The organism is Candidatus Villigracilis proximus, from assembly GCF_016717045.1.
Taxonomy (GTDB): domain Bacteria; phylum Chloroflexota; class Anaerolineae; order Anaerolineales; family Villigracilaceae; genus Villigracilis; species Villigracilis proximus.
In genome coordinates this window covers 78,967-104,056 of record NZ_JADJUO010000020.1, presented here as the reverse complement: position 1 = coordinate 104,056, position 25,090 = coordinate 78,967, and the positions used below count along the sequence as shown (strand labels likewise).

General features: G+C 48.9%; 25 protein-coding genes, 1 tRNA gene and 2 pseudogenes. 22 read left to right on the top strand and 6 right to left on the bottom strand.

Annotated features, from left to right (window positions below):
* The 19 genes and pseudogenes from IPL71_RS19700 (at window position 1) to recO (ending at window position 18,313) form a co-directional block, all read left to right on the top strand.
* The gene (locus tag IPL71_RS19700; protein WP_345324581.1) at window positions 1-957 is read left to right on the top strand and encodes an ABC transporter ATP-binding protein; all 957 of its coding nucleotides are present in this window, start codon (window positions 1-3) and stop codon (window positions 955-957) included.
* 14 nt (window positions 958-971) lie between these two features.
* Complete coding sequence (locus tag IPL71_RS19695; protein ID WP_345324579.1) at window positions 972-2,003, top strand: ABC transporter ATP-binding protein; 1,032 nt, start codon at window positions 972-974, stop codon at window positions 2,001-2,003.
* Between the two features lie 510 nt (window positions 2,004-2,513).
* Window positions 2,514-3,503 (top strand): ABC transporter ATP-binding protein, encoded by a 990-nt coding sequence (locus tag IPL71_RS19690; RefSeq protein ID WP_345324577.1) that lies wholly within the window; start codon window positions 2,514-2,516, stop codon window positions 3,501-3,503.
* On the top strand, window positions 3,503-4,498 hold the full coding sequence (locus tag IPL71_RS19685; RefSeq protein ID WP_345324575.1) for an ABC transporter ATP-binding protein: 996 nt from the start codon (window positions 3,503-3,505) through the stop codon (window positions 4,496-4,498). The genes IPL71_RS19690 and IPL71_RS19685 overlap by 1 nt, the downstream gene beginning before the upstream one ends.
* 118 nt (window positions 4,499-4,616) lie before the next feature.
* Complete coding sequence (locus tag IPL71_RS19680) at window positions 4,617-6,377, top strand: peptide ABC transporter substrate-binding protein (RefSeq protein WP_345324573.1); 1,761 nt, start codon at window positions 4,617-4,619, stop codon at window positions 6,375-6,377.
* 90 nt (window positions 6,378-6,467) lie between these two features.
* Window positions 6,468-7,465, top strand: a pseudogene (locus IPL71_RS19675) (ABC transporter permease).
* Window positions 7,466-7,488: 23 nt separating this feature from the next.
* Window positions 7,489-8,484 carry an ABC transporter permease gene (locus IPL71_RS19665; RefSeq protein WP_345324567.1) on the top strand — a complete coding sequence of 332 codons (996 nt, stop codon included), beginning with the start codon at window positions 7,489-7,491 and terminating at the stop codon, window positions 8,482-8,484.
* Window positions 8,485-8,550: 66 nt separating this feature from the next.
* Window positions 8,551-9,783, top strand: coding sequence for an ABC transporter substrate-binding protein (locus tag IPL71_RS19660; protein ID WP_345324565.1), 1,233 nt, complete (start codon window positions 8,551-8,553; stop codon window positions 9,781-9,783).
* Window positions 9,750-10,247: an ABC transporter substrate-binding protein gene (locus IPL71_RS19655; protein ID WP_345324622.1), complete on the top strand. Its 498-nt coding sequence runs from the start codon at window positions 9,750-9,752 to the stop codon at window positions 10,245-10,247. Before IPL71_RS19660 ends, IPL71_RS19655 begins: the two co-directional genes overlap by 34 nt.
* A 114-nt stretch (window positions 10,248-10,361) precedes the next feature.
* Window positions 10,362-10,517, top strand: coding sequence for a hypothetical protein (locus IPL71_RS19650; RefSeq protein ID WP_345324563.1), 156 nt, complete (start codon window positions 10,362-10,364; stop codon window positions 10,515-10,517).
* The gene (locus IPL71_RS19645) at window positions 10,505-12,442 is read left to right on the top strand and encodes an ABC transporter substrate-binding protein (RefSeq protein ID WP_345324561.1); all 1,938 of its coding nucleotides are present in this window, start codon (window positions 10,505-10,507) and stop codon (window positions 12,440-12,442) included. The genes IPL71_RS19650 and IPL71_RS19645 overlap by 13 nt, the downstream gene beginning before the upstream one ends.
* 41 nt (window positions 12,443-12,483) lie before the next feature.
* Window positions 12,484-13,508 (top strand): annotated as a pseudogene (locus IPL71_RS19640) (ABC transporter ATP-binding protein).
* An 82-nt stretch (window positions 13,509-13,590) separates the two neighbouring features.
* On the top strand, window positions 13,591-14,583 hold the full coding sequence (locus IPL71_RS19635; RefSeq protein ID WP_345324559.1) for an ABC transporter ATP-binding protein: 993 nt from the start codon (window positions 13,591-13,593) through the stop codon (window positions 14,581-14,583).
* 4 nt (window positions 14,584-14,587) lie between these two features.
* Entirely contained in the window at window positions 14,588-15,451 is an 864-nt protein-coding gene (locus IPL71_RS19630; protein WP_345324557.1) for a response regulator, read from the top strand.
* 28 nt (window positions 15,452-15,479) lie between these two features.
* Window positions 15,480-15,550 (top strand) — tRNA-Gln (locus IPL71_RS19625).
* A 109-nt stretch (window positions 15,551-15,659) separates the two neighbouring features.
* Window positions 15,660-16,703, top strand: a complete 1,044-nt coding sequence (gene glmU / locus IPL71_RS19620; protein ID WP_345324555.1) for a bifunctional UDP-N-acetylglucosamine diphosphorylase/glucosamine-1-phosphate N-acetyltransferase GlmU — start codon at window positions 15,660-15,662, stop codon at window positions 16,701-16,703.
* Window positions 16,687-17,022 carry a DapH/DapD/GlmU-related protein gene (locus IPL71_RS19615; RefSeq protein WP_345324553.1) on the top strand — a complete coding sequence of 112 codons (336 nt, stop codon included), beginning with the start codon at window positions 16,687-16,689 and terminating at the stop codon, window positions 17,020-17,022. Before glmU ends, IPL71_RS19615 begins: the two co-directional genes overlap by 17 nt.
* Before the next feature lie 25 nt (window positions 17,023-17,047).
* On the top strand, window positions 17,048-17,452 hold the full coding sequence (gene cdd / locus IPL71_RS19610) for a cytidine deaminase (protein WP_345324551.1): 405 nt from the start codon (window positions 17,048-17,050) through the stop codon (window positions 17,450-17,452).
* A 102-nt stretch (window positions 17,453-17,554) separates the two neighbouring features.
* Window positions 17,555-18,313: a DNA repair protein RecO gene (gene recO / locus IPL71_RS19605; RefSeq protein ID WP_345324549.1), complete on the top strand. Its 759-nt coding sequence runs from the start codon at window positions 17,555-17,557 to the stop codon at window positions 18,311-18,313.
* A 36-nt stretch (window positions 18,314-18,349) separates the two neighbouring features.
* Here recO and IPL71_RS19600 read toward each other — a convergent pair whose 3' ends face one another.
* The 6 genes from IPL71_RS19600 to IPL71_RS19575 all read right to left on the bottom strand — a co-directional run bounded on the left by IPL71_RS19600 (window position 18,350) and on the right by IPL71_RS19575 (window position 22,338).
* Window positions 18,350-19,111: a PHP domain-containing protein gene (locus IPL71_RS19600; RefSeq protein ID WP_345324547.1), complete on the bottom strand. Its 762-nt coding sequence runs from the start codon at window positions 19,109-19,111 to the stop codon at window positions 18,350-18,352.
* Between the two features lie 96 nt (window positions 19,112-19,207).
* The gene (locus IPL71_RS19595; protein ID WP_345324545.1) at window positions 19,208-19,777 is read right to left on the bottom strand and encodes an acyltransferase family protein; all 570 of its coding nucleotides are present in this window, start codon (window positions 19,775-19,777) and stop codon (window positions 19,208-19,210) included.
* Window positions 19,758-20,033: an acyltransferase family protein gene (locus tag IPL71_RS19590; protein ID WP_345324623.1), complete on the bottom strand. Its 276-nt coding sequence runs from the start codon at window positions 20,031-20,033 to the stop codon at window positions 19,758-19,760. The genes IPL71_RS19595 and IPL71_RS19590 overlap by 20 nt, the downstream gene beginning before the upstream one ends.
* Window positions 19,925-20,374: an acyltransferase family protein gene (locus tag IPL71_RS19585; RefSeq protein WP_345324543.1), complete on the bottom strand. Its 450-nt coding sequence runs from the start codon at window positions 20,372-20,374 to the stop codon at window positions 19,925-19,927. Before IPL71_RS19585 ends, IPL71_RS19590 begins: the two co-directional genes overlap by 109 nt.
* Complete coding sequence (locus IPL71_RS19580) at window positions 20,371-21,516, bottom strand: NAD(P)/FAD-dependent oxidoreductase (RefSeq protein WP_345324541.1); 1,146 nt, start codon at window positions 21,514-21,516, stop codon at window positions 20,371-20,373. Before IPL71_RS19580 ends, IPL71_RS19585 begins: the two co-directional genes overlap by 4 nt.
* A gap of 87 nt (window positions 21,517-21,603) precedes the next feature.
* Complete coding sequence (locus IPL71_RS19575; RefSeq protein ID WP_345324539.1) at window positions 21,604-22,338, bottom strand: PHP domain-containing protein; 735 nt, start codon at window positions 22,336-22,338, stop codon at window positions 21,604-21,606.
* A gap of 466 nt (window positions 22,339-22,804) precedes the next feature.
* Here IPL71_RS19575 and IPL71_RS19570 point away from each other — a divergent pair, with 466 nt between their 5' ends.
* From IPL71_RS19570 to IPL71_RS19560, 3 genes are all read left to right on the top strand, one after another.
* Complete coding sequence (locus IPL71_RS19570; RefSeq protein WP_345324537.1) at window positions 22,805-23,017, top strand: toll/interleukin-1 receptor domain-containing protein; 213 nt, start codon at window positions 22,805-22,807, stop codon at window positions 23,015-23,017.
* Window positions 22,953-24,416: an SUMF1/EgtB/PvdO family nonheme iron enzyme gene (locus IPL71_RS19565; protein WP_345324535.1), complete on the top strand. Its 1,464-nt coding sequence runs from the start codon at window positions 22,953-22,955 to the stop codon at window positions 24,414-24,416. The genes IPL71_RS19570 and IPL71_RS19565 overlap by 65 nt, the downstream gene beginning before the upstream one ends.
* A gap of 204 nt (window positions 24,417-24,620) precedes the next feature.
* Window positions 24,621-25,088, top strand: coding sequence for a DUF3592 domain-containing protein (locus IPL71_RS19560; protein WP_345324533.1), 468 nt, complete (start codon window positions 24,621-24,623; stop codon window positions 25,086-25,088).
* The last annotated feature ends 2 nt before the right edge of the window (window positions 25,089-25,090 follow it).

Genomic DNA, 25,090 nt, shown 5'->3' with positions numbered 1-25,090 from the left:
ATGAGCGAAAATACATTATTACGTTTGGAAGATTTAAAGTTGCATTTTCAAACCACCAAAGGTGTTGTTCAAGCCGTTGATGGTGTGAATTTTTCCCTTGGCTACAATGAGGCGGTGGTTGTCCTTGGTGAATCGGGCTGCGGCAAAAGCTCCCTTGCAAAAGCCATTCTGCGCTTGCTGCCCCGCAATGTTGCAAGTTACTCCGGGAAAGTCTTTCTCAATGGCACAGATATCATGGCCTATGATGATGAGGAGTTTCGTCGTAATGTGCGCTGGGTGATGATGTCGCTTGTGCCCCAGGCTGCGATGAATTCACTTAATCCTGTGTTGAAGGTTGGCGATCAGGTTGCCGAGCCATTAATGACTCATCACGGTATTAAGAAAGAGGAAGCTTTACAGACTGCTCGCACCATGTTTCAACATGTGGGTGTGCCTGAGGCATTTTTGGATCGTTATGCTTTTGAATTAAGCGGTGGTATGCGCCAGCGTGTGGCGATTGCGATGGCTTTGGTTACATCACCTGCCCTGGTTGTTCTGGATGAGCCGACTTCGGCGCTTGATGTGTTAACTCAGGCAAATATTTTCAATGTGCTTAAGCGATTAAAACATGAGTTGGAAACCAGCTTTATTTTGATTACTCATGATATCGCCACTTCCAGTGAGTTGGCGGATCGTGTGGCGGTTATGTATGCGGGTCAGATCGTGGAAGTTGGAGATGCGAAGAGTTTCTTTACCGCACCGCTACATCCATATTCCAAGAAGTTGATGGCGAGTGTGCCGCGTCTGCGCGGTGACCAGGAACCTGAGTTTATTACAGGAAGTCCGCCAAGTCTTTTGAATTTACCCACAGGATGCCGGTTTAGAGATCGCTGCCCGGCGGCGTTTGGCCGTTGTTCTGAAGAGCCTCCAGTTACCGTTATAGATCAACGGCTGGTTAAGTGCTGGTTATTTAATTAGCAGGAGCCTTATTTATGGTTGCAAAAATGGTGGATGATAGTAGAGCGGGGTTTGCTGGCGAGAGCATCAAAGGGGATGTGCTGCTTTCGGTGCGCGACCTGCATGTATGGTTTGAACTCAGGCGTTTTGGATTTGGTCATGCTGGGTATGTTCGTGCCGTGGATGATGTCTCCTTTGATCTGCGCTACGGCGAAGCGGTGGCAGTTGTCGGCGAGAGTGGATGCGGCAAATCCAGTTTGATGAAGACCATCCTTGGGTTGAATAAGCCTACCAAGGGCGATGTCAAATTTGATGGAAAAGATATTAATTCTTTCAGTACACAGGATTGGCAGTGGTATCGTCGTCAGGTTGGGTATGTCCAACAGGATCCATTCGGGGCGCTGGCTCCCTTTATGACAGTGCAGCGTATTTTGGAAGAGCCCTTGATTGTGCATGGAGTTAAGAACGCTGCAGAACGCGAGCAAAGGGTGCGCAAGGTGATGGATGAAGTGAAGTTATCTCCAGTGGATGATTTCCTGTCCAAATATCCGCACATGTTGAGCGGCGGGCAGCAGCAGCGTGTGGTGATCGCGCGCGCGATGATTATGGAGCCGAAACTGATCGTGGCTGATGAGCCTGTCTCCATGCTGGATGCGTCTGTGCGTGTGGAAATTCTTAAGTTGCTGCGCGGTTTGCAGGAATCACATAATCTGGCAATGATCTATATTACACACGATCTCTCGACTGTGCGTTATTTTTCGGAGCGTATTTTTGTGATGTATGCCGGTAATGTTGTTGAAAAATCGCCGGTTGATGATATCTTGAAGAATCCATCCCATCCATATACCAGTGCTTTATTGACGGCTACTTCAGATCCTGATTCGCGTAATGCCGAGACGTTTAAGGAGATTCCGCCGGGAGAGCCGCCAAGTCTGGTTACTCCTCCTTCGGGGTGTCGTTTCCATCCGCGTTGTTCCAAAAAGATAGATAATTTGTGCGATGTGGAAGTACCCCCGGAATTTGAGATTTCTCCGGGACATGTTGCTACATGCTGGTTGTATAAATAATGTTGAATCATCCCGGGCGTTTGATGGCGGCTGCGATTGGTATGATGATTTTTGGCGTGGTGATGCCGTTCCTGATGGTTTTACATATCTTTGAATCCACGTTTTTTTTGAATTTCCTGTCGTTTATTTCGTCTACGCTCGGTTCTTTTTTGGGGATCATTAGCGTGGCTCTTATGCGCACGAGGTTCAAGCGTAAGGACAAAGATGGGCACAAGTAGGTTTAGTTTTGACGCGCGGATATGATTCAGGGGTGAAAATGCCAGTTTGATCGAGCCCGCTTCCGGCTAAGTCGGAAGCGGGTTTATTTTTTTAAAAATGGTCAGAATTTAAAGATAGTCCGCTGGTAGGGTGTTTAATCCTCCTTTTTGGGGTATTTTATAGTCAAAGCACGTCCAAAAAAACCTCTTTAGGAGTTGTTGTGTTGACGCCCCTAAAGAATTAGGTATAATTCAGTCTGCTTGTTGATAGAAAAAACTGTTAGTTATCCCAATGTAGAAAAGGACCTCGCGGATGCCTGATCTTTTATTAGATATTAAAGGGCTTGAGACTCAATTCAAGACCCCCGATGGGATTGTTCATGCTGTAAATGGTGTCTCTTTTGGATTGAAGGAAGGAGAGACGTTGGGGGTGGTAGGGGAGAGTGGTTGCGGTAAGAGTGTGACCATGCTCTCTGTGCTGGGGTTGATTCCGTCACCTCCAGGAAAAGTGGTTGCGGGGGAAGCGTTATATTTTGGTCAAGACTTGCTTAAGATGTCTAAAGACGAGATTCGAGATGTGCGTGGTGCGCAGATCGGTATGGTTTTTCAGGATCCAATGACTTCGCTTAACCCTGTGTTGACGGTTGGGCGTCAGTTGGAAGAACCGTTGATGCTGCATGTGGGTATGTCTAAGAGTCAGGCCCGTGAGCGTGCTGCGGACTTGTTGGGATTGGTTGGTATTCCGAGTCCCAAAGATCGTTTGAATGATTATCCCCACCAGTTTTCTGGTGGTATGCGTCAGCGCGTAATGATTGCCATGGCGCTTTCTTGCAGCCCGCAAATTTTGATTGCAGATGAGCCGACCACTGCTTTGGATGTAACTATTCAGGCGCAGATCATGGATCTGGTCAAACGTTTGCGTGAAGAGTTGGGAATGGCCATTATTTGGATCACACATGATCTGGGTGTGGTGGCTGGACTGGCTCACCGTGTATTGGTTATGTACGGCGGGTATATTATTGAAGAAGCGATGGTTCAGGAATTATTTGCCAATCCTTCCCATCCTTATACGATTGGTTTAATGCGAAGCTTGCCGCGTGTAGATGAAGAGAAAGGCAGAAAGCTACAGCCTATTGAGGGGACTCCCCCGGTACTATACGACAAGCCGACATCTTGTCCGTTTGCGCCTCGCTGCAAGTGGGTGGTTGAACGTTGTTGGACGGAGAATCCGGTTCTTGATAATATTTCTGATGGACATCGCATTGCGTGTTGGGTTGACGTTAAGACAGGGAGGACTCGCTAATGGCTTCTTCAGAGAATAACATTCTTTTAAAAGTTGAAGATCTAAAGATGCACTTCCCCATTTATAAGGGACTTATCCGCCGTCAGGTTGGTGCTGTGCATGCTGTGGATGGTATTAGTTTTGATGTTATGCGTGGTGAGACGCTTGGTTTGGTGGGGGAATCTGGTTGTGGAAAATCCACAACCGGCCGCGCTATTTTGCAGCTTTATAAGCCTACAGCAGGGAAGATCGTGTTTGACGGCACAAACCTTGTATCGCTTAAGAGCGAAGACATGCGTCTGATGCGCCGTAAAATGCAAATGATCTTCCAGGATCCTTATGCTAGTTTAAATCCACGTATGACAGTGGGTGAGATTGTAGGGGAACCATTACTTGTTCATAATATTGCGAGCGGCAGAGAAGTTGACGAACAGGTTGCGCACCTGCTTGAAATTGTGAAACTGAACCCGTCGTTTTCGACGCGGTATCCTCATGAGTTTTCAGGCGGTCAACGCCAGCGTATTGGTATCGCTCGTTCCCTGGCCTTGCATCCCTCTTTCATTGTTTGTGATGAACCGATTTCTGCTTTGGATGTTTCGATCCAGGCGCAGGTCGTTAATCTTTTAGAGGAATTGCAAGAACAGTTTAACCTGACCTATTTGTTTATTGCACATGACCTTTCCATGGTGCGGCATATTAGTAATCGTATTGCCGTTATGTATTTGGGTGTTATTGTGGAATTGGCTGATCGCGATACCTTGTACGAGAAGCCTTTGCATCCTTATTCTCAGGCGTTGCTTTCCGCTGTGCCAATTCCAGATCCTTTTGCAGAGTCAAAACATAAGCGAACGATTTTACAAGGCGACGTGCCTTCCCCTGTGAATCCACCTTCTGGATGCCGCTTCCGCACACGATGCCCGATTGCCGAATCCGTATGTGCGGAATCACGCCCGGAATTCCGTGAGTTGAATCCTGGTCACTTTGTGGCATGCCACTTTGCAGACCGGTTTTTGTAGAAGAATAAATTATTTTACTTAAAAGGAGGTGGTTGCTTCAGAACGCGCTAATGCTGTACTATATGAATGTCGTAAGTTTGTATCCAAATTTCACTAAATTTTTGTGAGGAGAAGAAAGATGCGTAAATTATTTGCTTTACTGAGCCTTCTTGTAATCGCCAGCATGGCCCTTGCGGCTTGCGGCGGCGGCGCAGCACCTGCCACAGAAGCTCCTGTTGTACCTGCAGAACCTCAGGCCACCGAGGCCCCTGCCGAACCAACCGCCGAACCCTATCATGGCACTCTTCGTATCAACATGGGATCATTCCCTGACATTGTTGATCCCCAGAAGTCATCTTTCGTAGGCGAAATTGCTGTATTGAAACTCGTTTACGAAGGTCTGACCCGCTTGGATAAAGACCTCAACACCATCCCTGCTGCCGCTGAAAGCTGGGAATACAATGATGACGCTACTGTTTTGACCTTCACATTACGCGAAGGCTTAACCTATAGCGACGGCAGCTTGCTCAATGCTGCTCGTTTTGAGTATTCTTTCCACCGCAATAGCGACCCTGCCACCGCAGGCGAATACGCCTCTATCGCCGACGACATTCTTGGTGCCGCTGAATTCCGTAGCTGCGCTGAAAATTGTGATGCAGTTCGCGATGCTTTCTACGAGAACACAAAGGCATCTCATGCCGATGGCGCTGCTTGTACTGGCTATGATGATGAAGCCTGCAATACCTTCACTGTCAAACTCAAGCAAGCTGGTCCTTATTTCCACACAGTTGCCTCCCTTTGGGTCGGCTATCCTGCCAAGCAAGAGTTGATCGAAGCTGGTGGCGAAAACTGGTGGTTGGACGCTGCCAATCATATTGGTAACGGACCTTTTGTCATGACCACCCTTGAACAGGGCACTCAGGTTGCTTTTGTGCCGAATGAGACCTACTGGGCTGGCGTAGCAACTTATGATATCGACTATGCTTACATTGTCGATGGCGCAGTTGCTTTCGAAGCTTATAAGAACGACGAGTTCGATATCGTTGGTCTGGCTGCTGAAGATTTGGGCACCGTTCAGAACGACCCCACCTTGAGCGCAGAAGCTAATATCTACCCCGGTTCCTGCACATTTGCTATGATGTTCCACCAACAGAAGGCCCCCTTCACCGATGTGAAGGTCCGCGAAGCTTTCGCCATGGCGATTGACCGCGATGCTTGGGTTTCTGATGTTCTTAAGGGACTTGGTTCCTCAACATTGACCTGGATTCCGAAAGGCTTCCCTGGTTATCAGGATGGTGAGACCCGCCTCGGCTTTGATGCCGCTGCCGCCCTTCAGTCCTTGACTGATGGTGGTTACACAGTTGTCGACGGCCAATTGATCGGCGCCGATGGCAAAGCCATTGAAATTGTTGATACCTTCAGCGATACCCCCCGCAACCGTACCCGCAATGAATGGTTGGTTGCCAAGTGGAAGGAAGTTCTTGGTATTGACGTCAAACTCAATCCTGTTGAATCCACCACTTACACCGCTTTGACCAAGGACATCAACACTGCTCCTCAGATGTTCATCCTCGGCTGGTGTGCTGATTACCCAGATCCTCAGAACTGGTTGAGCGTCTATTGGAAGACCGGCGCTTTTGGTGAGCGCATTGGTTACTCCAACCCAGAACTGGATGCTCTCATGACCCAGGCTGATGCAGAACTTGATTCCGCCAAGCGCGCTGACCTCTATGCTCAGGCGCAGGATATGTTGGTTGCTGGTTCTCCTGTAGCCTTCATGTGGAATAACGTGAATTCCTACCTCGTGAAACCATGGGTCAAGGGTGCAACCCAAACCCCGATGGATTCCGGCTGGATCGGCGATAACGACCCGCTTTCCATTACTCTCGAAGCACACTAAACTTTAGTTTAGTAGTTTAAAATTGACTGGTCCAATTCATTTGAGTTGGACCAGTCAACTCTGAAATTTTCCTCATAGGAGGATGCGCAAATGGCAACCTATCTAATCAGACGGTTACTCTGGCTGATCCCAATATTATTTGTTGTTGCACTTATTACATTTATTATGATGCATGCTGCGCCTGGCGGCCCCTGGGATCGCGATCTAAACGCGCGACAGGTTGATGCGACCACCCAAAATACACTTAATGAGTATTATGGTTTGGATAAACCACTTTGGCGTCAGTTTACTGCGTATGTTTTTGGGGATGTCAATAAAGAGAATAAATTTGTCTGCGGGTTGGTTTGCGGCAATTTGGGTCCTTCCTATCGTGTCCGTGGCCGTACTGTACAGGATATTCTTTTTGAGCCGCCAAAGGAAAAGAGCTTTCTTTATAGTCGCTTTGGCTATTCCATGCGATTGGGCGGTTTGGCCTTGAGTATGGCGATCTTAATAGGAATTCCAGCCGGCATGATCGCCGCGTTAAAACAAAACACATGGATTGATTATGTAAGTTTGTTTATTACGTCCATTGGAATCTCGATTCCCAGTTTTGTAATGTCAATTTTTTTCATCATCATTTTCGCTTCAATGCTGCATTTGGTGAACGTCGTTCCAAAGGATTGGGATGATGGTAAAGCGTGGATACTGCCCGCCGCTGTATTGGGTTTGGAACGATGGCTTTTACCGCCCGTCTTACGCGCGCGTCCATGCTGGAAGTATTACGTCAGGACTATGTTCGCACAGCCCGTGCCAAAGGTCTGCACGAACGAGTGGTTATCTTCCGTCACATGTTACGCAATGCCCTTATCCCGGTTGTGACAATTTTGGGCCCGGCTTTAGCCGCTCTGGTAACCGGTTCATTTATTATCGAAACTATGTTTGGTTTCCCCGGGATGGGACGCGCCTATGTAACTGCTATTGGTCAGCGTGACTATTCCATGATTTTGGGTACCACCCTGCTTTTTGTTTTTCTGGTGTCGCTGGCGAACTTAACTGTGGATATGCTGTACGTTGTTATTGATCCCCGCATTAGAATAAATGAGTAAGCCGCCAAAGGAGTAAAAATAATATGACGAATACAACTGCTGCAAAACAACAGAAACTTATTTCTGAAGGTGATTCCGGTGCTCTTCGGTCACGCAGCCCCTGGCGTGATGCCACGGGGCGTTTGATGCGAAATAAAGCTTCGGTTACAGGGTTGGTGATCATTTTATTCTTTACATTGCTCACGATTTTTGCGCCCCAGATTGCGCCTCATAATCCTTTGCAATTAAATAGTGGTCAGGGATTTTTACCCCCGTCATGGGTGGAAGAATCTGGTAATGGTACAAAAGGAATTCCAGATTATCCCCTTGGGACAGATACCCTGGGCCGCGACGCCTTGAGCCGTATTATTTATGGCGCTCGTGTTTCCATGATCGTAGGTTTTGCGCCTACGGCGATCATTCTCTTGATGGGAACATTTGTGGGGATGATGGCTGGCTATTATGGCGGTCGTTGGGATAATTTCCTGATGCGCCTTACAGACATCATGTATGGTTTCCCTGATCTGTTGTTTTTCATCATCACTCTGGTTGCCCTGCGTGATACATGGATTGGCGAATTTATGAATGGGCTTTTCCTGCTGTTTCTTGCCCTCGCCGTTGTTAACTGGGTGGGTGTGGCCCGCCTTGTCCGTGGGCAGGTTCTTTCGCTGAAAGAAAAGGAATTTGTTGAGGCCGCCCGAAGTATTGGAGCAAAAGATTCTCGAATCATGATGAAGCATTTGCTTCCCAATATTCTTGGTCCGATCATTGTTCAAGGTTCCTTTGCGATTCCAAGCATGATTATTACTGAGGCAATTCTTGGTTACCTTGGTTTGGGATTAAAACCCACAACTGACCCGGAAGCGTTCTTTATCACAAGTTGGGGCTCGCTTTTGTTGGAAGGTCAGTCTGCGATTAATGCGCAGCCTTACCTGTTGCTTGCTCCGGCGATATGTGTGGCACTGGTCGTATTAGCTTTCACCTTTGTTGGTGACGGCCTCCGTGATGCGCTCGATCCGCGTATGCGTGGCACGCAATAATTCCTATTTGACGAACTGTATACAAGCAAGCCGCCCATATGGGCGGCTTGCTTGTATAATTGACAAATGCTCTTCTCAAAAAAAGGAATTTGCCATGTCATATTTCAAAACGCCTGTCTCTCTCGCATCTTTTTCCTGCTCCTTGTAACCACCTCGTGCGGGTTTCCCTTATCACAACCCACACCTACAGCACTGCCTTTGGATACCCCGGTTCCACTTCCTACTGCCACTCCTTTACCCAGTGTGTTGACCGTTTGCCTCGGACAGGAACCCAATACGCTCTATCCCTTTGGCGGACCAAACGCCGCCGCCCGCAGTGTGCTGGCTGCGATCAATGATGGGCCGATCGATACAATTGGATATGAATACCAACCTGTCATTCTCACGCAACTGCCTTCTCTTGAAAACGGGGACACTCAAATTGTCAGAACGCCGGTGCAGGCTGGAGGTCAGATCGTGGATGCGGATGGGAACCTCGTCTTATTAAAGCAGGGCACACGCGTTCGTCCTGCCGGATGTCGCGGCGATGATTGCATCCTCACCTATGACGGTACTTCTCCGCTTGAGATGGATCAAATGATCGTCAACTTTCGTTTGCGCCCCGATCTGACCTGGGCCGATGGGACTCCGCTCACAGCAGACGACTCGGTTTATGCTTTCACACTTGCCAGTGCCGCAGGCTCAATTGCAAATACTTTTTTGATCGACCGCACACAAACCTATGAAACCGCCGATGCGCAGACTGTGCAATGGTGGGGCAAACCGGGTTATATCGACACTGCCTACTTCACCAACTTTTGGGCGCCCGCGCCAAAACATGTATGGAGCGAATTTCCCGCAGATCAATTGCCAACCATCGACATCGCTTCCCGTTCTCCATTGGGTTGGGGACCTTACATGATTCAGGAATGGGCGGCAGGCGATCACATCACATTGACGAAGAACCCGTATTATTTCCGCGCCGCAGAAGGTTACCCAAAATTTGACACGCTATCCTTCCGCTTTATCGCAGACCCAAATATAGCGTTGAGTGAACTGGTCGCAGGCCGTTGTGACATTCTTGACCCAACCATCCGGCTCGACAATCAGGCCGGCTTGTTACAGCAAATGCAAACCGCGGAACAGGCGCAAGCTTTCTTCGCCCCCGGCATGACCATTGAATGGCTTGGGATTGGTACAACCCCCGCCGTATATGATGACGGCTATGACACAAACTTTCAAAAAGATCGTCAGGATATTTTTCCGATGCACACACCAGACAGGGCATCGCCTACTGTCTCGACCGTCAATCAGTTGTAAATAATGTTTTATTTGGACTCACCACCGTCCCCACAACGTATATCCCCGTAGCGCATCCTTTATATGACCCGAATATTGAGCCGGTTATATTTGAACCCACTACCGGCATCTCATTGCTTGAACAGGCCGGCTGGAAGGATACCGACGGTGACCCCGCCACGCCGCGTCAGGCGGTGACAGTTGAAAATGTTGCGGCGGGCACACCCTTGCAGCTTAATTACTATACAACCACTGCCACCCAGCGCAGACAAGTGGTTGAAATTCTTCAACAATCACTCGCGCAATGCGGCATCGGACTCAACGTGCAGTATTATTCACAAAATGATCTTTACGCGCCCGGCCCCGAAGGTCTGCTCTTTGGCCGCCGCTTCGACCTGATCGAATACGCAATGGGCGTCAATAGCATTGAGCCTCCCTGCGGCTGGTTCACCACCGAAGAGATTCCCACCGCAGGCAATTCATAGGTTAGCACCAACGTCACCGGCTACACCAATGAACAATTTGATGCCGCCTGCCGCACCGCGCAGCTTTCCCTGCCCGACGAACAAACTTATATCGACTCATACCGCCAGACACAGGTGCTATTCTCAACCGAACTTCCCGCCATCCCGCTGTATTACCGTTTGCGTGTCGCCGCCGCCCGCCCCGGCATTTGCCACTTCGATCTGGATGCAACCGCCAACCCGCTTTGGAATATTGAAGCGATTGACTCAGGCGAGGCTTGCCAGAATTAATGAGACGACTCTTCAACACTGCGCTTTTTCTGACTCTTCTGCTCGCATCATGCGTACCGCAGCCTGATTCTGTGGCAGAGCCAACAAGCATTCCCTCCCCGACAGAAACCCCGCCCCCCGCACATGCGCCGGAGATTCGCTTCGCGCTGATCGGTGAGCCAGATGCAGCGAATGTATGGGCGTTATTTGATGAAGCTGGAGCAAGCCATGCCAATTATGCCCTGCGCTCTGAATATTGGCCGCGCTTATATCACATCCTTCCACAAGATTCCTCGTTCCAACCTTTCGTTGCAGCGGATATGCCTTCTGAAGTGACACAGGATGGAGAGGAGTACTCCGCAACAGTGAAGCTCCGCACCGATCTGCACTGGACAGACGGCTCTCCATTCACCGCCGAAGACGTTGCCTTCACAGCCAATACTGTCCTCGCCTTTGAACTCGGCTATGACTGGAGCACTTATTATTCGCCTGAATATCTTCTACGTGTTGAAGCAGTGGATTCGAATACTGTGAAATATTATTTCAAGCAGAAGCCCAATGTTGGCATTTGGCAATATGGCGTATTGCAAGCGCCGATTGTGCAAAAGGATTTTTGGGAGTTGGCAGTAACTGATGCCGCGACCCTTTTACCTTCCGGAGAATTACGCATTCAAATTGACCAGGCGCGTAGTTATCTTGATACAGTGCAGGCTTCTGTGGATGATCTGACCGCGAAAGTCACTGCCATAAGAATTACCGGGCAGGAAGACAGACAACTTGAAAGTAATCTTACCCGTAGAACGGCTGAGCTTGGATTTGCTCAAAACAATTTAAATAAATTACTGGAAGAAAATTCATCCACACTGACCGGCGCGCACCAAAAACTTTACCAATTAACTGATCAAGACGAACCAACTTTGGGAGCCTGGATGCCCGGCGGAGAAGAAAGCGGCGCATGGACAAACCTTGCCAACCCGGATTTCGCGGAACGTTTTGGTATGCCGGGTTTTGATCGTGCTGTGTACCGCATCTTTGAAGATGAAGATTCCGCTTTGGCCGCCTTCCAAAATGGTGAAGTCGATTTTGTTCTTTCACCAGACGGTATCAACAGCGAAACTGCTGACGCAAAATTGAACGCCAGTTACAGCGCGCGTTTTCTTGTGTTTAATCCATTGCATGAGCAACTTGCTGATCCGGCGTTCCGCGCCGCGCTTGGCTGCATGATAGACCGTGACATGCTCGCGGCGGATATTTTACAAAATAAAGCCGCGCCGCTGGATTCCTTTGTGCTTTCTGCTCAATGGCATGACTCTACAAAAAGAAGTGTCTGCTCCGGTATGGATGGTGCCGCCCGGATTGGATATGCGGTAAGGCTATTAAAAGATGCCGGTTATTCATGGGCGCAGGAACCGGATGCCGATCACGCGGGCCAAAATTTGTTACTGCCGAACGGCGAACCTTTTCCGCAGGTCAGTTTGCTTGCGCCTTCAAAAGAAGAGGATGCGCTGCGATATGCCGCCGCCAACTATATTGCTGAGCAGGCGCAGTCTTTGGGGATCCCGTTTGTGGTGCGGGAAACGAGACTCAATGATATGGTCTATGCGGTATATAGCTCACAGAAATATGACATGGCGCTCATGGGTTGGCGTTTGAGCGAATATCCCATGTATCTGTGTGAATGGTTCGGGGGGCAGAATCTGCTTTTGTATAACAGTAACAGGTTCAAGTCGGCGTGTGATGCGCTGGGAGTTGAGTCGAATTTGGACGCGGTCCGGAAAAATATCCAGCAGATCGAATCCGCTTTAACATCTGAATTGCCATTTTTGCCTTTGTTTACCGTGATGCGGTCTGATGTGTACCGAGGTTTGTCATTTCCCAGGGTAAATATCTTGAATGGCTGGGGCGGTTTGTATGGCGCGCCGTCCTACGCTATGCCGTCCCCATAAACTTTGCTATAATCAAGAAATTCTTATTTCAGGAGCCAAATGTGGCAAAGACCGATCAAAAGCCCTTGTTGGAAGTTCGCAATCTGAAGACATATTTTTACACCGAAGATGGTGTGGTCAGTGCTGTGGATGGTGTGAGTTTTGAAGTGTATCCCGGCGAGGTTTTGGGGATTGTGGGCGAATCAGGGTGCGGTAAGAGTGTTACTTCTCTTTCGATCATGCGTTTGATCGCGCCTCCCGGTAAGATCACGGAAGGGGAAATATTGTTTGGCGGAAAAATCTTTTGGATCTTTCTGAAAGTGAGATGACCAAAGTGCGCGGTAATAAGATCTCGATGATTTTTCAACAGCCGCAAACCGCGTTGAACCCTGTCTTTCAGGTTGATGACCAGATCGCGGAAGTATTAAATATTCACAAAGATTTTGGCGCTGAAGCAGGCAAGGCTCGCGCCATTGAATTATTAAAGATGGTGGGCATTCCTGATGCCGAGCGCCGCGCCGAAGCTTATCCGCATGAACTTTCGGGCGGTATGGCGCAGCGTGTAATGATCGCGATGGCATTGGCTTGTGTGCCTGAGTTGTTGATCGCGGATGAACCCACTACCGCTTTGGATGTAACCATTCAAGCGCAGATCCTTGATCTGATGCGTGATTTGCGCTCAAAGATGGGCACCTCTGTTATTTTGATCACACATGATCTGGGTGTGGTGGCAGAGATGGCCGAACGTGTGGCGGTGATGTATGCCGGTGAAGTGGTTGAGCAGGCGGATGTGAATCCGCTTTTTGAACAACCTTTGCATCCATACACACAAGGTTTGATCGGTTCGATTCCTGTTTTAGGCCAACTTAAAGAACGGCTGGATGTAATTCCCGGTTCGGTGCCGAATCTGGTGAATTTGCCCGCTGGTTGTCGTTTTGCACCCCGCTGTCTGTCTCGTGAAAAGTTTGGATTAAAGATCTGCACCGATGTGAAGCCTGATCTGACAGAGGTTGTTCCCGGTCATTTGGTGCGCTGCTGGTTGTATCAGAATGCAGAAGGTCATCAAGCGCCCTTGAAGGCGAAATAATTTTCAATCATGTTTTTAATTGGCGGGATGAACTGTAGTCTGAAAACAATAAAATTTTATGATTGCCTTGGAGCAAACAGGTATGAGTCAAATCGTAGAGCCGCATAAAGAAGAAGATTTGGTGGAAGTTCAACATCTGGTTAAATATTTTCCAGTGCGCGCAGGGTTAGTGCAGCGCGTGGTAAACCAGGTTAAAGCAGTGGATGATGTTTCGTTCACGGTTAAGAAAGGGGAGACGCTCGGCATGGTGGGTGAATCGGGCTGCGGCAAGACCACCATTGGGCGTTCCATGCTGCGTTTGGTGGAACCCACTTCCGGGTCTGTTCATTATGATAACAAGGATGTTTTGAAACTGCGCGGCAACGAGCTTAAAGAAGTACGCCGCCACATGCAGATCATTTTTCAAGACCCGTATGCCTCCCTTGATCCGCGTGTGCCGATCGGCGAAGCGGTGATGGAGGGTTTGCATATCCATAATATTGGCACGCGCCAGGAACGTTACGATCTGATGATCGAGACGCTGAAGAAAGTGGGGCTTGAAGATTATCACGCCCGCCGTTATCCGCATGAATTCTCAGGCGGACAGCGCCAGCGAATTGGCATTGCGCGCGCGCTGGCTTTGCGTCCGAACTTTATTATTTGCGATGAACCCGTCTCTGCTCTGGATGTTTCCATTCAATCGCAGGTGCTTAATATTTTGAAAGACCTGCAAAAGGAATTTGGTCTTACCTATCTTTTCATCGCGCATAATTTGAGCGTGGTCGAACATATCTCAGACCGTGTAGCGGTGATGTACCTTGGCAAAATGGTTGAGCTCGCCACACGTGAAGACCTGTTTCGAGAGCCTTTACATCCGTACACCAAGGCGTTAATGTCTGCGATTCCGATCCCGGACCCGCGCTTGAAGCGCACGCGTGACGTATTAAAAGGGGATGTGCCCAGTCCGTTGAATCCGCCAAAAGGCTGCCGCTTTCATCCGCGCTGCCCGATTGCAGAAAAAATTTGTTCCGAGCAGGAACCTGAATTCCGCGAAGCCAAACCCAATCATAGTGTGGCTTGCTGGATGGTAAAGTAGGTTTATGATGGATCGCAATATTCTCCTTGTTGATGACCAACGCGATATTTTGCGCTTGCTACGTTCCACGCTTGAAACACTTAAGAACACGGAAGTAAAAATATTTGAATCCCCGTCAGGCGAGGAAGCGTTGCTTGAATCCTCGCGCCATAAAATTGACCTATTGATCACAGATTACAAACTGCCCGGCATGAGCGGCATTGAACTGATGCACAAAGTTCGCGTGCGCCACCCTGAAGCAAAAGTGATTCTCATCAGCGGCATGACAGAGCGTAAGGCGCGTGATGAAATGCTTAACGCCGGAGCGCTGGCGATCTTTGATAAGCCGATTCCGCTGGCTGATTTTTTGGATGTCGTTGAGCGCAGCCTCGGATTGGTGCGGACTATTTTCCCTCCAGAAAAAGCAGAAGGAAAAGTTGAAGCGCGTCAGATCAGACTTTCAGACCTGCTTGCCAACTTCAGACAGGATAGTGCATTGCTTGTCGCGGGGAACGATCTTGCTAATGAAGAGCACATCCTTGAAACTGTTAATTCCCTGCTTGCGCTGCAAAAACAAGTTGAAAAATCGCTTAAGTCGATGGGTGTGACGGGAGAATTACACTCAACGGCCGGAAATGCTGTTTCCGCATCAACAGCCGTCCCGACGGTTGTTGCGAAAAAGCTGATTGATAAAGCCGCTGAGGCAGCTCCGTCTCCCGAAATGGAAGCACTGCTAAAAGATGCCGCCAAGAAAAAAGCCAAAGCGAATGAAATGGATGATTTCTGGAATCAAGCCGCAGAAAAACATGGCAGCAAACCCGTCAATTCGGAAGTCATTTCTTTGGAAGAAGCGCGTAAATTAGGGCTTGTTCCCGGGAATGGAAAATAAAAAAATTGTGATACAATTTTGCCCGCACTGGGGCATGGTGCAACGGCAGCACACCAGCCTTTGGAGCTGTGGATCTTGGTTCGAATCCAGGTGCCCCAGCCTGACATTCCCCGCTCTTGCGGGGCTTCTTTTCTAAACAGGATTTGCGTGTGGGTAACCCTCCTCGCAAATCCTGTTTATGTTTTAATTTATTCTTGAGGTGACAATCATGAGAGTAACAGCGATCCTCCTTGCCGCCGGGCAGGGAACACGTATGAAATCCAGTTTGCCAAAGGTTCTTCATTCTGTGGCAGGGAAACCAATGATCTGGCATGCCTTGCAGGCGATCAGCCAATCTACAACAGAGAAGCCGATCGTGGTGGTGGGGCATGGCGCAGATGAGGTGAAAAAATATCTCGGAGATTCTGCTTCCCCTGTTTTGCAGGAGCCGCAACTGGGCACAGGTCATGCAGTGATGCAGGCTGAGGCTTTGTTGAAGGGGAAGACCGATCTGGTGGTCGTATGTTACAGTGATATGCCGTTATTGCGCGGCGAGACTTTGCAAAAGCTGGTTGAAACACAAAAGAATAACAAGGGGCCGGTTTCGATGTTAACAGTGGTGTCGGATGATCCGCGCGGATTTGGACGAGTCATCCGCAAGGCGGATGGAACTGTGGAAGCCATCGTGGAGGAATATGTCGCCACCGAGGAGCAGTTACAAATTAAAGAATTAAACGTGGGCGGATATTGCTTCGATGCGAACTGGCTGTGGGATGCCCTGCGCCGTATTCCAAAGAATCCCAAAAAAGGCGAATACTACTTAACTGATACGGTTGAACTGGCTTCCAGGGATAATCTTCCCGTTCAGGCGACTGTCATGGATGATATGGAAGAGACCATTGGGGTGAATACCCGCGTACATCTCTCGGAATGTGAAACCGCCATGCGCAGACGCATTAATCAACAGCATATGTTGAACGGCGTGACGATGATCGATCCCGCCTCAACCTATATTGAAATTGGCGTGAGCATTGGCAAAGACACAGTCATTATGCCGAATACTTATTTGCATGGGAAGACTGAAATTGGCGAAGGCAATGTGATCGGTCCGAACTCCATTGTGTATGATTCGAAGATCGGCAATCATTGCAAAGTGCTTTCTTCTGTAATGGAAGGAGCGGTGCTTGAAGATTACGTGGATATGGGACCGTTTGCGCGGCTGCGAAAAGGCGCACATTTGGGGAAGTCATGTCCACATGGGGAATTTTGGTGAGGTGAAAGATTCGCATCTGGCCGACGGCGTGAAGATGGGACATTTCTCCTACATTGGTAATGCGCAGATCGGCGCGAATACCAACATAGGTGCAGGGACGATCACCTGCAACTATGATGGCGAAAAGAAACATGCCACAGAGATCGGTGAAGATGTTTTTATCGGTTCAGATACCATGCTCGTTGCGCCATTGAAGATCGGCGCAGGCGCACGTACCGGAGCCGGAGCGGTGGTAACAAAGAATGTGCCCGAAGATACATTGGTAGTTGGGATGCCCGCGCGTGCCATCAAGAAATTGGAACGAAAAACAAAGAAGTAGTGTTATATAAATTAAACAGGTAAAAATGAACATAACAAATGAAGAACGACAAACATTAATAAATCTTGCAAATGAAGCGCGGCAACATGCCTATGTGCCGTATTCGAATTACCCGGTTGGCGCATCCATACGGACAAAGTCCGGGCGGATCTATACGGGTGTGAATATTGAAAATGCTGCGTATCCGCACACGATGTGCGCCGAGCGCGTGGCGATTTTCAAAGCGGTGTCGGAAGGTGAAACTGAATTTGAAGTGATCGCAGTGGTGACCAATAATGGCGGCTCCCCCTGCGGCGGATGCAGGCAGGTGATGTCGGAATTTGGTTTGGATACGGTTGTTCTAATAGCGGATGGCGATGAAAATTTACAAAAGGAGTTAACTGTCTCTGAGTTGCTGCCAGAGGCGTTTACACCGGCACATTTGTTGTAAAGAAAGATCGTAAATAAGTACAAACATAAACAGGTAAACACGTGTATTTAACACCGTGTTTACCTGTTTTCTTGTATATGTGTCTGCGTGTATACTTGCTTTATGACTGATTTTCGTTCTTTTCGCGCAACTGCTGTTGTTGTCCGCCATAGTGATTGGGGCGAGGCAGACCGCTTGTTGACGCTTTATACCCGTGAGCAGGGCATGGTACGCGCGCTGGCAAAGGGTGCGCGCAAGATCACTTCGCGTAAGGCGGGACATTTACAGCCGTTTACGCATATTACAGTGCAACTCGCCAAAGGGCGCGACCTGTTGGTCATCACCCAGGCTGAGACCGTGAATGCTTTTTTGCCATTGCATGATGACCTGACAAAGACCGGTCATGCGGCCTATGTGATTGAATTGCTGTATCGTTTTTCCTATGAAGAGGAAGGCGGAAACCCCACGATCTTCAAATTACTGGTGGAAACTTTGGATCGCATCGAAAAGGAAGAGAATGCCTGGCTTCCCATTCGTTATTATGAGATGCGTTTGCTGGATACAGTGGGTTTTCGTCCGCAGATGTTTGAGTGCGCGAACTGCGGACGTGAGATCCTGCCCGAAGATCAGTATTTCTCTTTTACTGCGGGCGGTGTGATCTGCCCCAGTTGTGGGAAAGGTCTGCCCAATCTGATGAAAATCTCAGTGGAGACGCTTAAGTATTTGCGTCACTTCCAAAGATCGAGCTACAGAGATGCCTCTCGGGCAAATCCCAGTTTTGAGGTCCAGAAGGAAGCGGAGATTTTGATGCAGGCATATTTTACATATCTGCTGGAGCGTGAGTTGAATACACCGGGTTTCATTAAACGGGTCAAGTCGTGAAATATGAAATAAAGAGATGGCTTCTACGTCATCTCTTTATTTTTTTCTTCTTGTTTTTTGAATGAAGGATTCAGACATTTTCTGTGTGTTGATGGGCTGTGTCGCTGACGGGCTGTCGGAAGCGTATCCAAATTTACGCAGTGTCATGCGGCGCACCCAGCTAAGAATGGCTTTGGCTGAAAATTCCTCTTCGTATGGAATGGGTATCGTCGTGTTGTTCTCAATTGCCAGCCGAAGTTCTTTTGCAGTTTTGCCGGGGAATTCGGTGCGGCTCGCACCAATGGCCCAGTAGACATGCGCATCGCTCGATGCGATCTTTGCCAGCGGCAGGTAGATCGAAATTTTTTGCGCGATCGTGTCGAAGGATTGCGTTCCCATGTTGTGGGTTTCAATTCCTTTGAGCACTGCTTTTGCGCGCGGGTTGGTGAGCGCGCCAACGACTGCTTCCATTGAGAGGCTGCCGGGCAGGTTATTAAATGGATGCGGGGCAATTGCCACGCCGCCCATTTTTCCAATATGGATCAATGTGTCAATCAGTGTAAGCCCGGATGGCGGAAGTGTTTCAACAAAAAGCGCCACGAGGTGACCGTCTTTGGTGGAGACTTCGGCGGCAGGAATGGATTCGAGGCCGTATTGCGGTGCAAGTTGATGCGCCTCCAGCGAACCGCGGATCTCATCATGGTCTGTGACGGCGATAACATCCAGACCAGCATCTGCGGCTTGTTTGAGAATGGCGCGAACCGTGGTGGTCGCATCGTAGGAGTAGGTGCTGTGAATGTGAAGGTCTGCGGTGCCCATTGTGTTGTATTGTCCGAAATTTTTATTATAGATGTGAAACGCTGCGGCGACGAAGTTTGTTGGTGATCTCTAAAGTAACCCTTGCCGCCCGACAGTTTAAAGGGGTGGAAACGCTAAAATTGTAAAAACGCATTCAGCGTTCACCCAAAATACGCGAACTCGAAAGAGTCTATCCTTTAAATTGATGATCGGTCTTTCAAGCAGATAAAAACTTAATGTGGCGATCAGAAGTGTGGCGCTCATGGTCACAATGAACATTTGCGGCGAACGCATGGAATAAGGCAGGTCGTAAGTGCGGAAAAGCGCAGCGGTCATGGCGATGATGCCATAATGATAAACATATAATCCGTAGGAGATTTTTCCCAGATAACGCAGCGGCGCGCTTTCAAGAATACCTGTTAAGAAGTTGGTACGCGCCACGCAATAGATCAGCACAGCGAAAAGATAATTCAACAGAGTGTAGCCCCACACTTCCTTGTAATAACCGGTCATCGGCAGATCGTAGCCGAGTGCGAAGGTCATTGTGCCTTTGGTGAGAAAATCGGTCAGCAGGCCGAGCGCGGGGACGGTCACTGCGAGCGCCAGCAACTGCAAGCGCGGACGTGGGATCTCAAAGCGTGAAATGTACGCGCCGAATGCAAACGCATCAAGATGTGAGAATGGCAAAACATTCACCGCCTGCTGCGGGTCGCTTTAATAAAAATGGAAGCGCCTGTGTGCGATAGACAAGCGTGATGATCAAACGGAACACAAATCCCAGCCCGATGGCCGAAAGACAAAGTTGTTTAAATTTTTCGCGCGGAGTGAGAAAGATCAGCAGCGGCCACAATAAATAAAATTGTTCCTCCACCGAAAGCGACCAGAGATGCGTGAAGAAGCGGCTTCTTTCAAAAAATATACTGGCATGAAAGAAATCATACATATACAAGGCCGCCACCCAGATCTGGTTAAAAAACTTTTTCCAAGTTCCGCGTTTAATGACTTTAATCCCAGCGCGGGCAAAAGGAAGATCAATGCGGCGAGCAAAGCCAGATAAAAATAATATAACGGAAAGATTCGTAAAAAACGCCGCCCGTAAAACTTAACAAAAAACTCGCGGCGCGGCAATTGATCCTTCATGCGCAATAAAATATTAGTGATCAAAAAACCAGAGAGCACAAAAAACAATTGCACGCCCATCCAGCCGAAGGGCAGGTTGCGTGTGTGAAAAAAGAAGACGATCAAAAAAGCAACCGCCCGTAAACCATCGAGGCCTGCGATCATTTAAGTCTTTTGCTCCAGTTTAAAACGAATGTCCATGCGACAAGCAGCACGATGGGTTTTGCGATTCTCCACAACAGGATTTGGAACCAGCGCCACTTAAGCGGATAAATGATATGCGTAATGACCCAGCGCGCATACAACGTTTGGCCCAGTCCGCTTCGCACGAGCCGACGCTTGTACCCGTTAAACGAAAATTCGTTGCGCCGAATCGACTCGCTCAACTCCTGCGCGGCAATGACTCCGTAGCCGAGGGCGATGCTGATGCCTTCGCCGAAGATCGGGTCTGCGCCGGCGGCATCTCCGACCAATAATACACGCGGCACTGAGACTTGATTGCGCGGCGCATACCAGCGGATGGGATGTCCTTTAATTTCGTAATCATTCAGATCAAATCCGTGGCGTGACATTTCCTTTGCGAGCGGATCTTTCAGCGCCGGACGTTTGCTTTCAGCCAAAACATTCGTGTCGTAGATGCCCCAACAGCGCATTGGCTCACCGTGGATTTGTGTGGGGAAGTCCCAGATGTAGCCGGCGATGTTATCAGGCACGGGGTGAAACTCAAAATAAGCATCGTGCTTTATGTGTGAATTATTATTTTCAGGCGTGATGATCTCAAGCACGCGCGCGGTTTGGATCGGCGCATTGGGCAGAATACTTCTGCGGGTGATGCCGTTCGAGCCATCGGCACCGACAACACATTGAGCGCGGAAATTTCCCTGATCGGTTTCGACGGTGACACCATTTGCATCTGGAAGAATATTTTTTACGGTAATGCCTTCCCGAATTTCAATGCCGGCTGCGCGCGTTTTCTGTGCCAGCCATGCATCGAATTCATCGCGCCGAATGACGCGGATGGCGTGTCTCTGCGGCACGCGGACTTTGATTCCTTTTCCGGCGAAATCAAAGTGCGCATTGTCCACATCCACGTGCGGAACTTCGCTTACATCCAGACCGAGGCCTTCCAGGATTCTTTCGGCGTCGATTACCAGTCCGCCGGCGCAGAGCTTGAAGCGCGGATAATGCTCCTTTTCGAGAATCAGGATGCGGGAAGTGAGATGCGTGTTGAGGCGTGCGAGATGCAGCGCAGTGGAGAGTCCGCTTGGGCCGCCGCCAAGGATGAGGATGTCGTATTTGGTATCCATAAGATCGAGTCGCTGAATTATAGCCCGATACTCCCGTGGATATAAAAAGCCGCAGGAGTTAAGCTGCGGCTTTGGTTTATGTTTAAATTAATCGATGGGATTGGAAGACAGTGATTGCGATGTTTCGTTTTTGGCGAACACTTCATTTATTTTTCTGCGCAGAAATAAACGAAGCCAGCGGAAGAAGATGCGCGGCGGCCATTCGTGATTGACCTGTTCAGGTCGTGTATCGCGTCGTTGAATGGCCTGACGCAAATCGCGTACGTTGCTTCCATCAAAGTGAGTCATGCCTGCGCCGATCATCGAAGCAATATGTGCATCACTCGATGCGATGTGTGCCAACGGCAGGTCTGCGGCGGCTTTTTGTGACCGCGCATTAAATGGACTGTGCGTAGGATTCATATTGTAGACTTCGAGTCCGTACAGTGCTTCTCTGGCCTGTGGATGTTCGAGCGCTTTGAGTATGCTTTGCAGAGAAATGCTGCTCGGGATCGGGTGATCGGGGTGCGCAGCGATCGCCATGCCGCCCATTTCGCGGACGCAGATCAGCGTGTCGATCAACGACATACCTGAAGGAATATTTCTTTCAATGAAAAGCACAATGAGATGTCCTTCGCTTGTGCTGACTTCCGCGCCGGGAATGACTTGAATTCCGTACTCGGTGGAGAGGGCGCGCGCTTCGAGTGAACCGCGTACCTCGTCGTGGTCGGTGATGGCGATCACATCCAATCCGGTGCGGCGTGCGCTTTCAAGCGCTTCGCGCACGGTGGCTGTGCCATCCATGCTGTAAGTGGTGTGTATGTGTAGATCTGATTTGCCCATAATGTTTTTCAGTATACCTGTAGTTGGAAAGAATATGTTTTAGAACTGGTTAAGAAAAAGTAAACGATTGATCCCCGTAATTTTTGGACAAAAATAACCGTGCAGAAATTTGGATCCCTGCACGGTTAAAAGATCAAAGTAGGACACAGCTACTCTTCGTTTGCAGTTTCATCAGCTTCTTCAGCATTTTCTTCTTGAATGGTTTCTTCGGCAGCAATTTCTTCAACTTCTGCTTCGTCATCGGGCTGGGCAAATACCATGCTGTTCATGAGGAGTCTCCTTTCTTTATGGATTTGATTCCAGTATAAGGATGAGTCCTTAATGGGCTGTTATAGGCGGGTTAAGGTTTTGCGATAATTTTCGATACAGACCGGCTTTTTGTTTTTCAGTCCTTGCCTGTGTTCGGTTGTATAATTTCGGGGTTGGGAAATTACACCTGAGCTTGACCATTAGTGGTGAAACATTTATGTCTGAGATTAAACGTCCTCTCAAAGTATTCCTCTGTCACGCTCATGCAGATCGTGATCCCGTCCACGCGTTCTATATCCGCCTGGTAAAAGACGGTGTGGATGCATGGCTGGATAAGGAAAACTGCTGCCGGGTCAGGAGTGGAATTGGAGATCCGCAAAGCTGTGCGCGAAGCGGACGTGGTTGTGGTCTGCCTTTCAAAACAATTTAATGAGGCGGGGTTTCGTCAAAAGGAAGTGCGCCTTGCGCTGGATACGGCCATGGAGAAACCAGAGGGAGAAATTTTTATCATTCCCGCGCGTCTGGAAGAATGTGACAATCTCGAAAGTCTGAAAAAATGGCATTGGGTGGATCTGTTTGAAGAGGATGGATACGCTAAATTTCTGCGCGCCTTGCGTGTGCGCGGTGACAGGATCGGTGCCATTACGTATTCGCTTATCCGATTTGATGCAAAAGCGGAAAAGGAAAGAAAAATAAAATTTCTCCTTGAGCAGGCTGGGAAATTAGAGGAAGATGCCAAATGGGCCGATGCGCTTGAAATCCAGCGTCAGATAAAAAAGATCAACTCATCCACACCCGGAGTGGATGGGAAAATATCTGAGCTTCAGCGGAAAACACAGGCAAACGACCTTACGGTGAATATACAGCGGATTGCTGGTAAGAAAGGGAACTCAATAAAGAAATCATTTCCCTGGCTGCCCGTTGCGGCAGTTGGTACATTTGCATTTTGCTGTTTGATGTCTGTTATTGGGGCCGGCTGGTATTCTCAAAGCATTGGTTTTACTGACGAATTATCCACACCCATCAATGAATCAACAGACAATTCGCCGATTGAAACAACAGCATTACTACCAACTGCTCAGCCTTCTGCGCCACTCGACACTGCAACTATCGATGAAATGATCCTCGTGCCTGCAGGTGAGTTCACAATGGGAAGCGATCTAAAATCCCCTGTGGAAGCCCCTCCTCATACCGTTCCGCTTGATGCGTTCTACATGGACATATATGAGACAACTACATCACAGTATCAGGAATGTGTAACTGCCGGATTCTGTGTGCGTCCATGGACAGATGCTTCGGCAACACGGTCAAGTTATTTTTCGAATCCAGAATTTGCCAATTACCCGGTCATTCATGTGAGCTGGAATATGGCAAATACATATTGTGAATGGCGCGGTAAACGTTTGCCAACAGAGGTCGAATGGGAGAAGGCTGCGCGCGGGCAGGAAGGGTTGATCTATCCCTGGGGAAATGAGTTCGATGGAAGCCGACTTAATTTTTGTGATGTGAACTGCCTGAATTTTCCAAACACTGACTATGACGATGGCTATAACGACACCGCCCCCGTGGATGCATATCCGCTGGGAGTGAGTGTGTATGGGATATATAACCTTGCTGGGAATGTGCGCGAATGGGTGGTTGATGAATACAATGTCTACCCCGGTGGCAACCCGGCGGCGGCTTCAGATTTTGGGTTGGGTCTGCGTGTTGTACGCGGGGGTTCGTGGAATGAAAATTATATCGATGCGCAATCTTTCCACCGCTTTGCCTACGCCCCTGATGCCGTTGGAGATAACACAGGGTTCCGTTGTGCCATGGATGTGCCTTAGCTTGATCTTGCCCACAAGGGAATGATATACGCTATCCTATTCCTCAAGTCGAATTTTGAAAAAAAACGAATCGGCTGGTCATTACCTTGCTGCTTGCACTGTCGCCGGCATAGCAGAATGAATATGCACCCTTATTTATTTTCCCTGATGACAAGTCCGGTTTTATAATAGGGCAATGTACTTTAATCTTATTGGTGGAGGTTGATGATGGAACAGGAAAAACCTGCAAAGAAGAATAGTATTAAGTTGTTGGGATTTGGGTTGCTTTTGGGCGCGCTGGTCTTATTTATTGTGGGCGGATATCCGCTTATAAAACAGATCGCGTTGGATGGCTTCGGATTGGAAGTGACCGGCACCGTCGTTGAGGTTGCCGGCGGGGATCAAGTCAAGACCCCGATCGTGCAATTCACAGCCGCAGACGGAAAACAATATACGTTCAAGTCTTATTACGGGAATAAGAACATTCGCTTCTCAATTGGAGAGGATGTTCAGATGCGTTATCTGGCGCTTAATCCGCAGATCGCGGAGATCAACATGCTGGGACGTATCAATTATTTCTCCAATATTGAATCGACCTGCATCGGGATGTTCCTGCTGATGGGCGGACTTCTCTCTCTGGGCGGCAAACGCGATAAACCCTTGACCCTGGATTTTCGCCGCCGAAAGAGTTAATT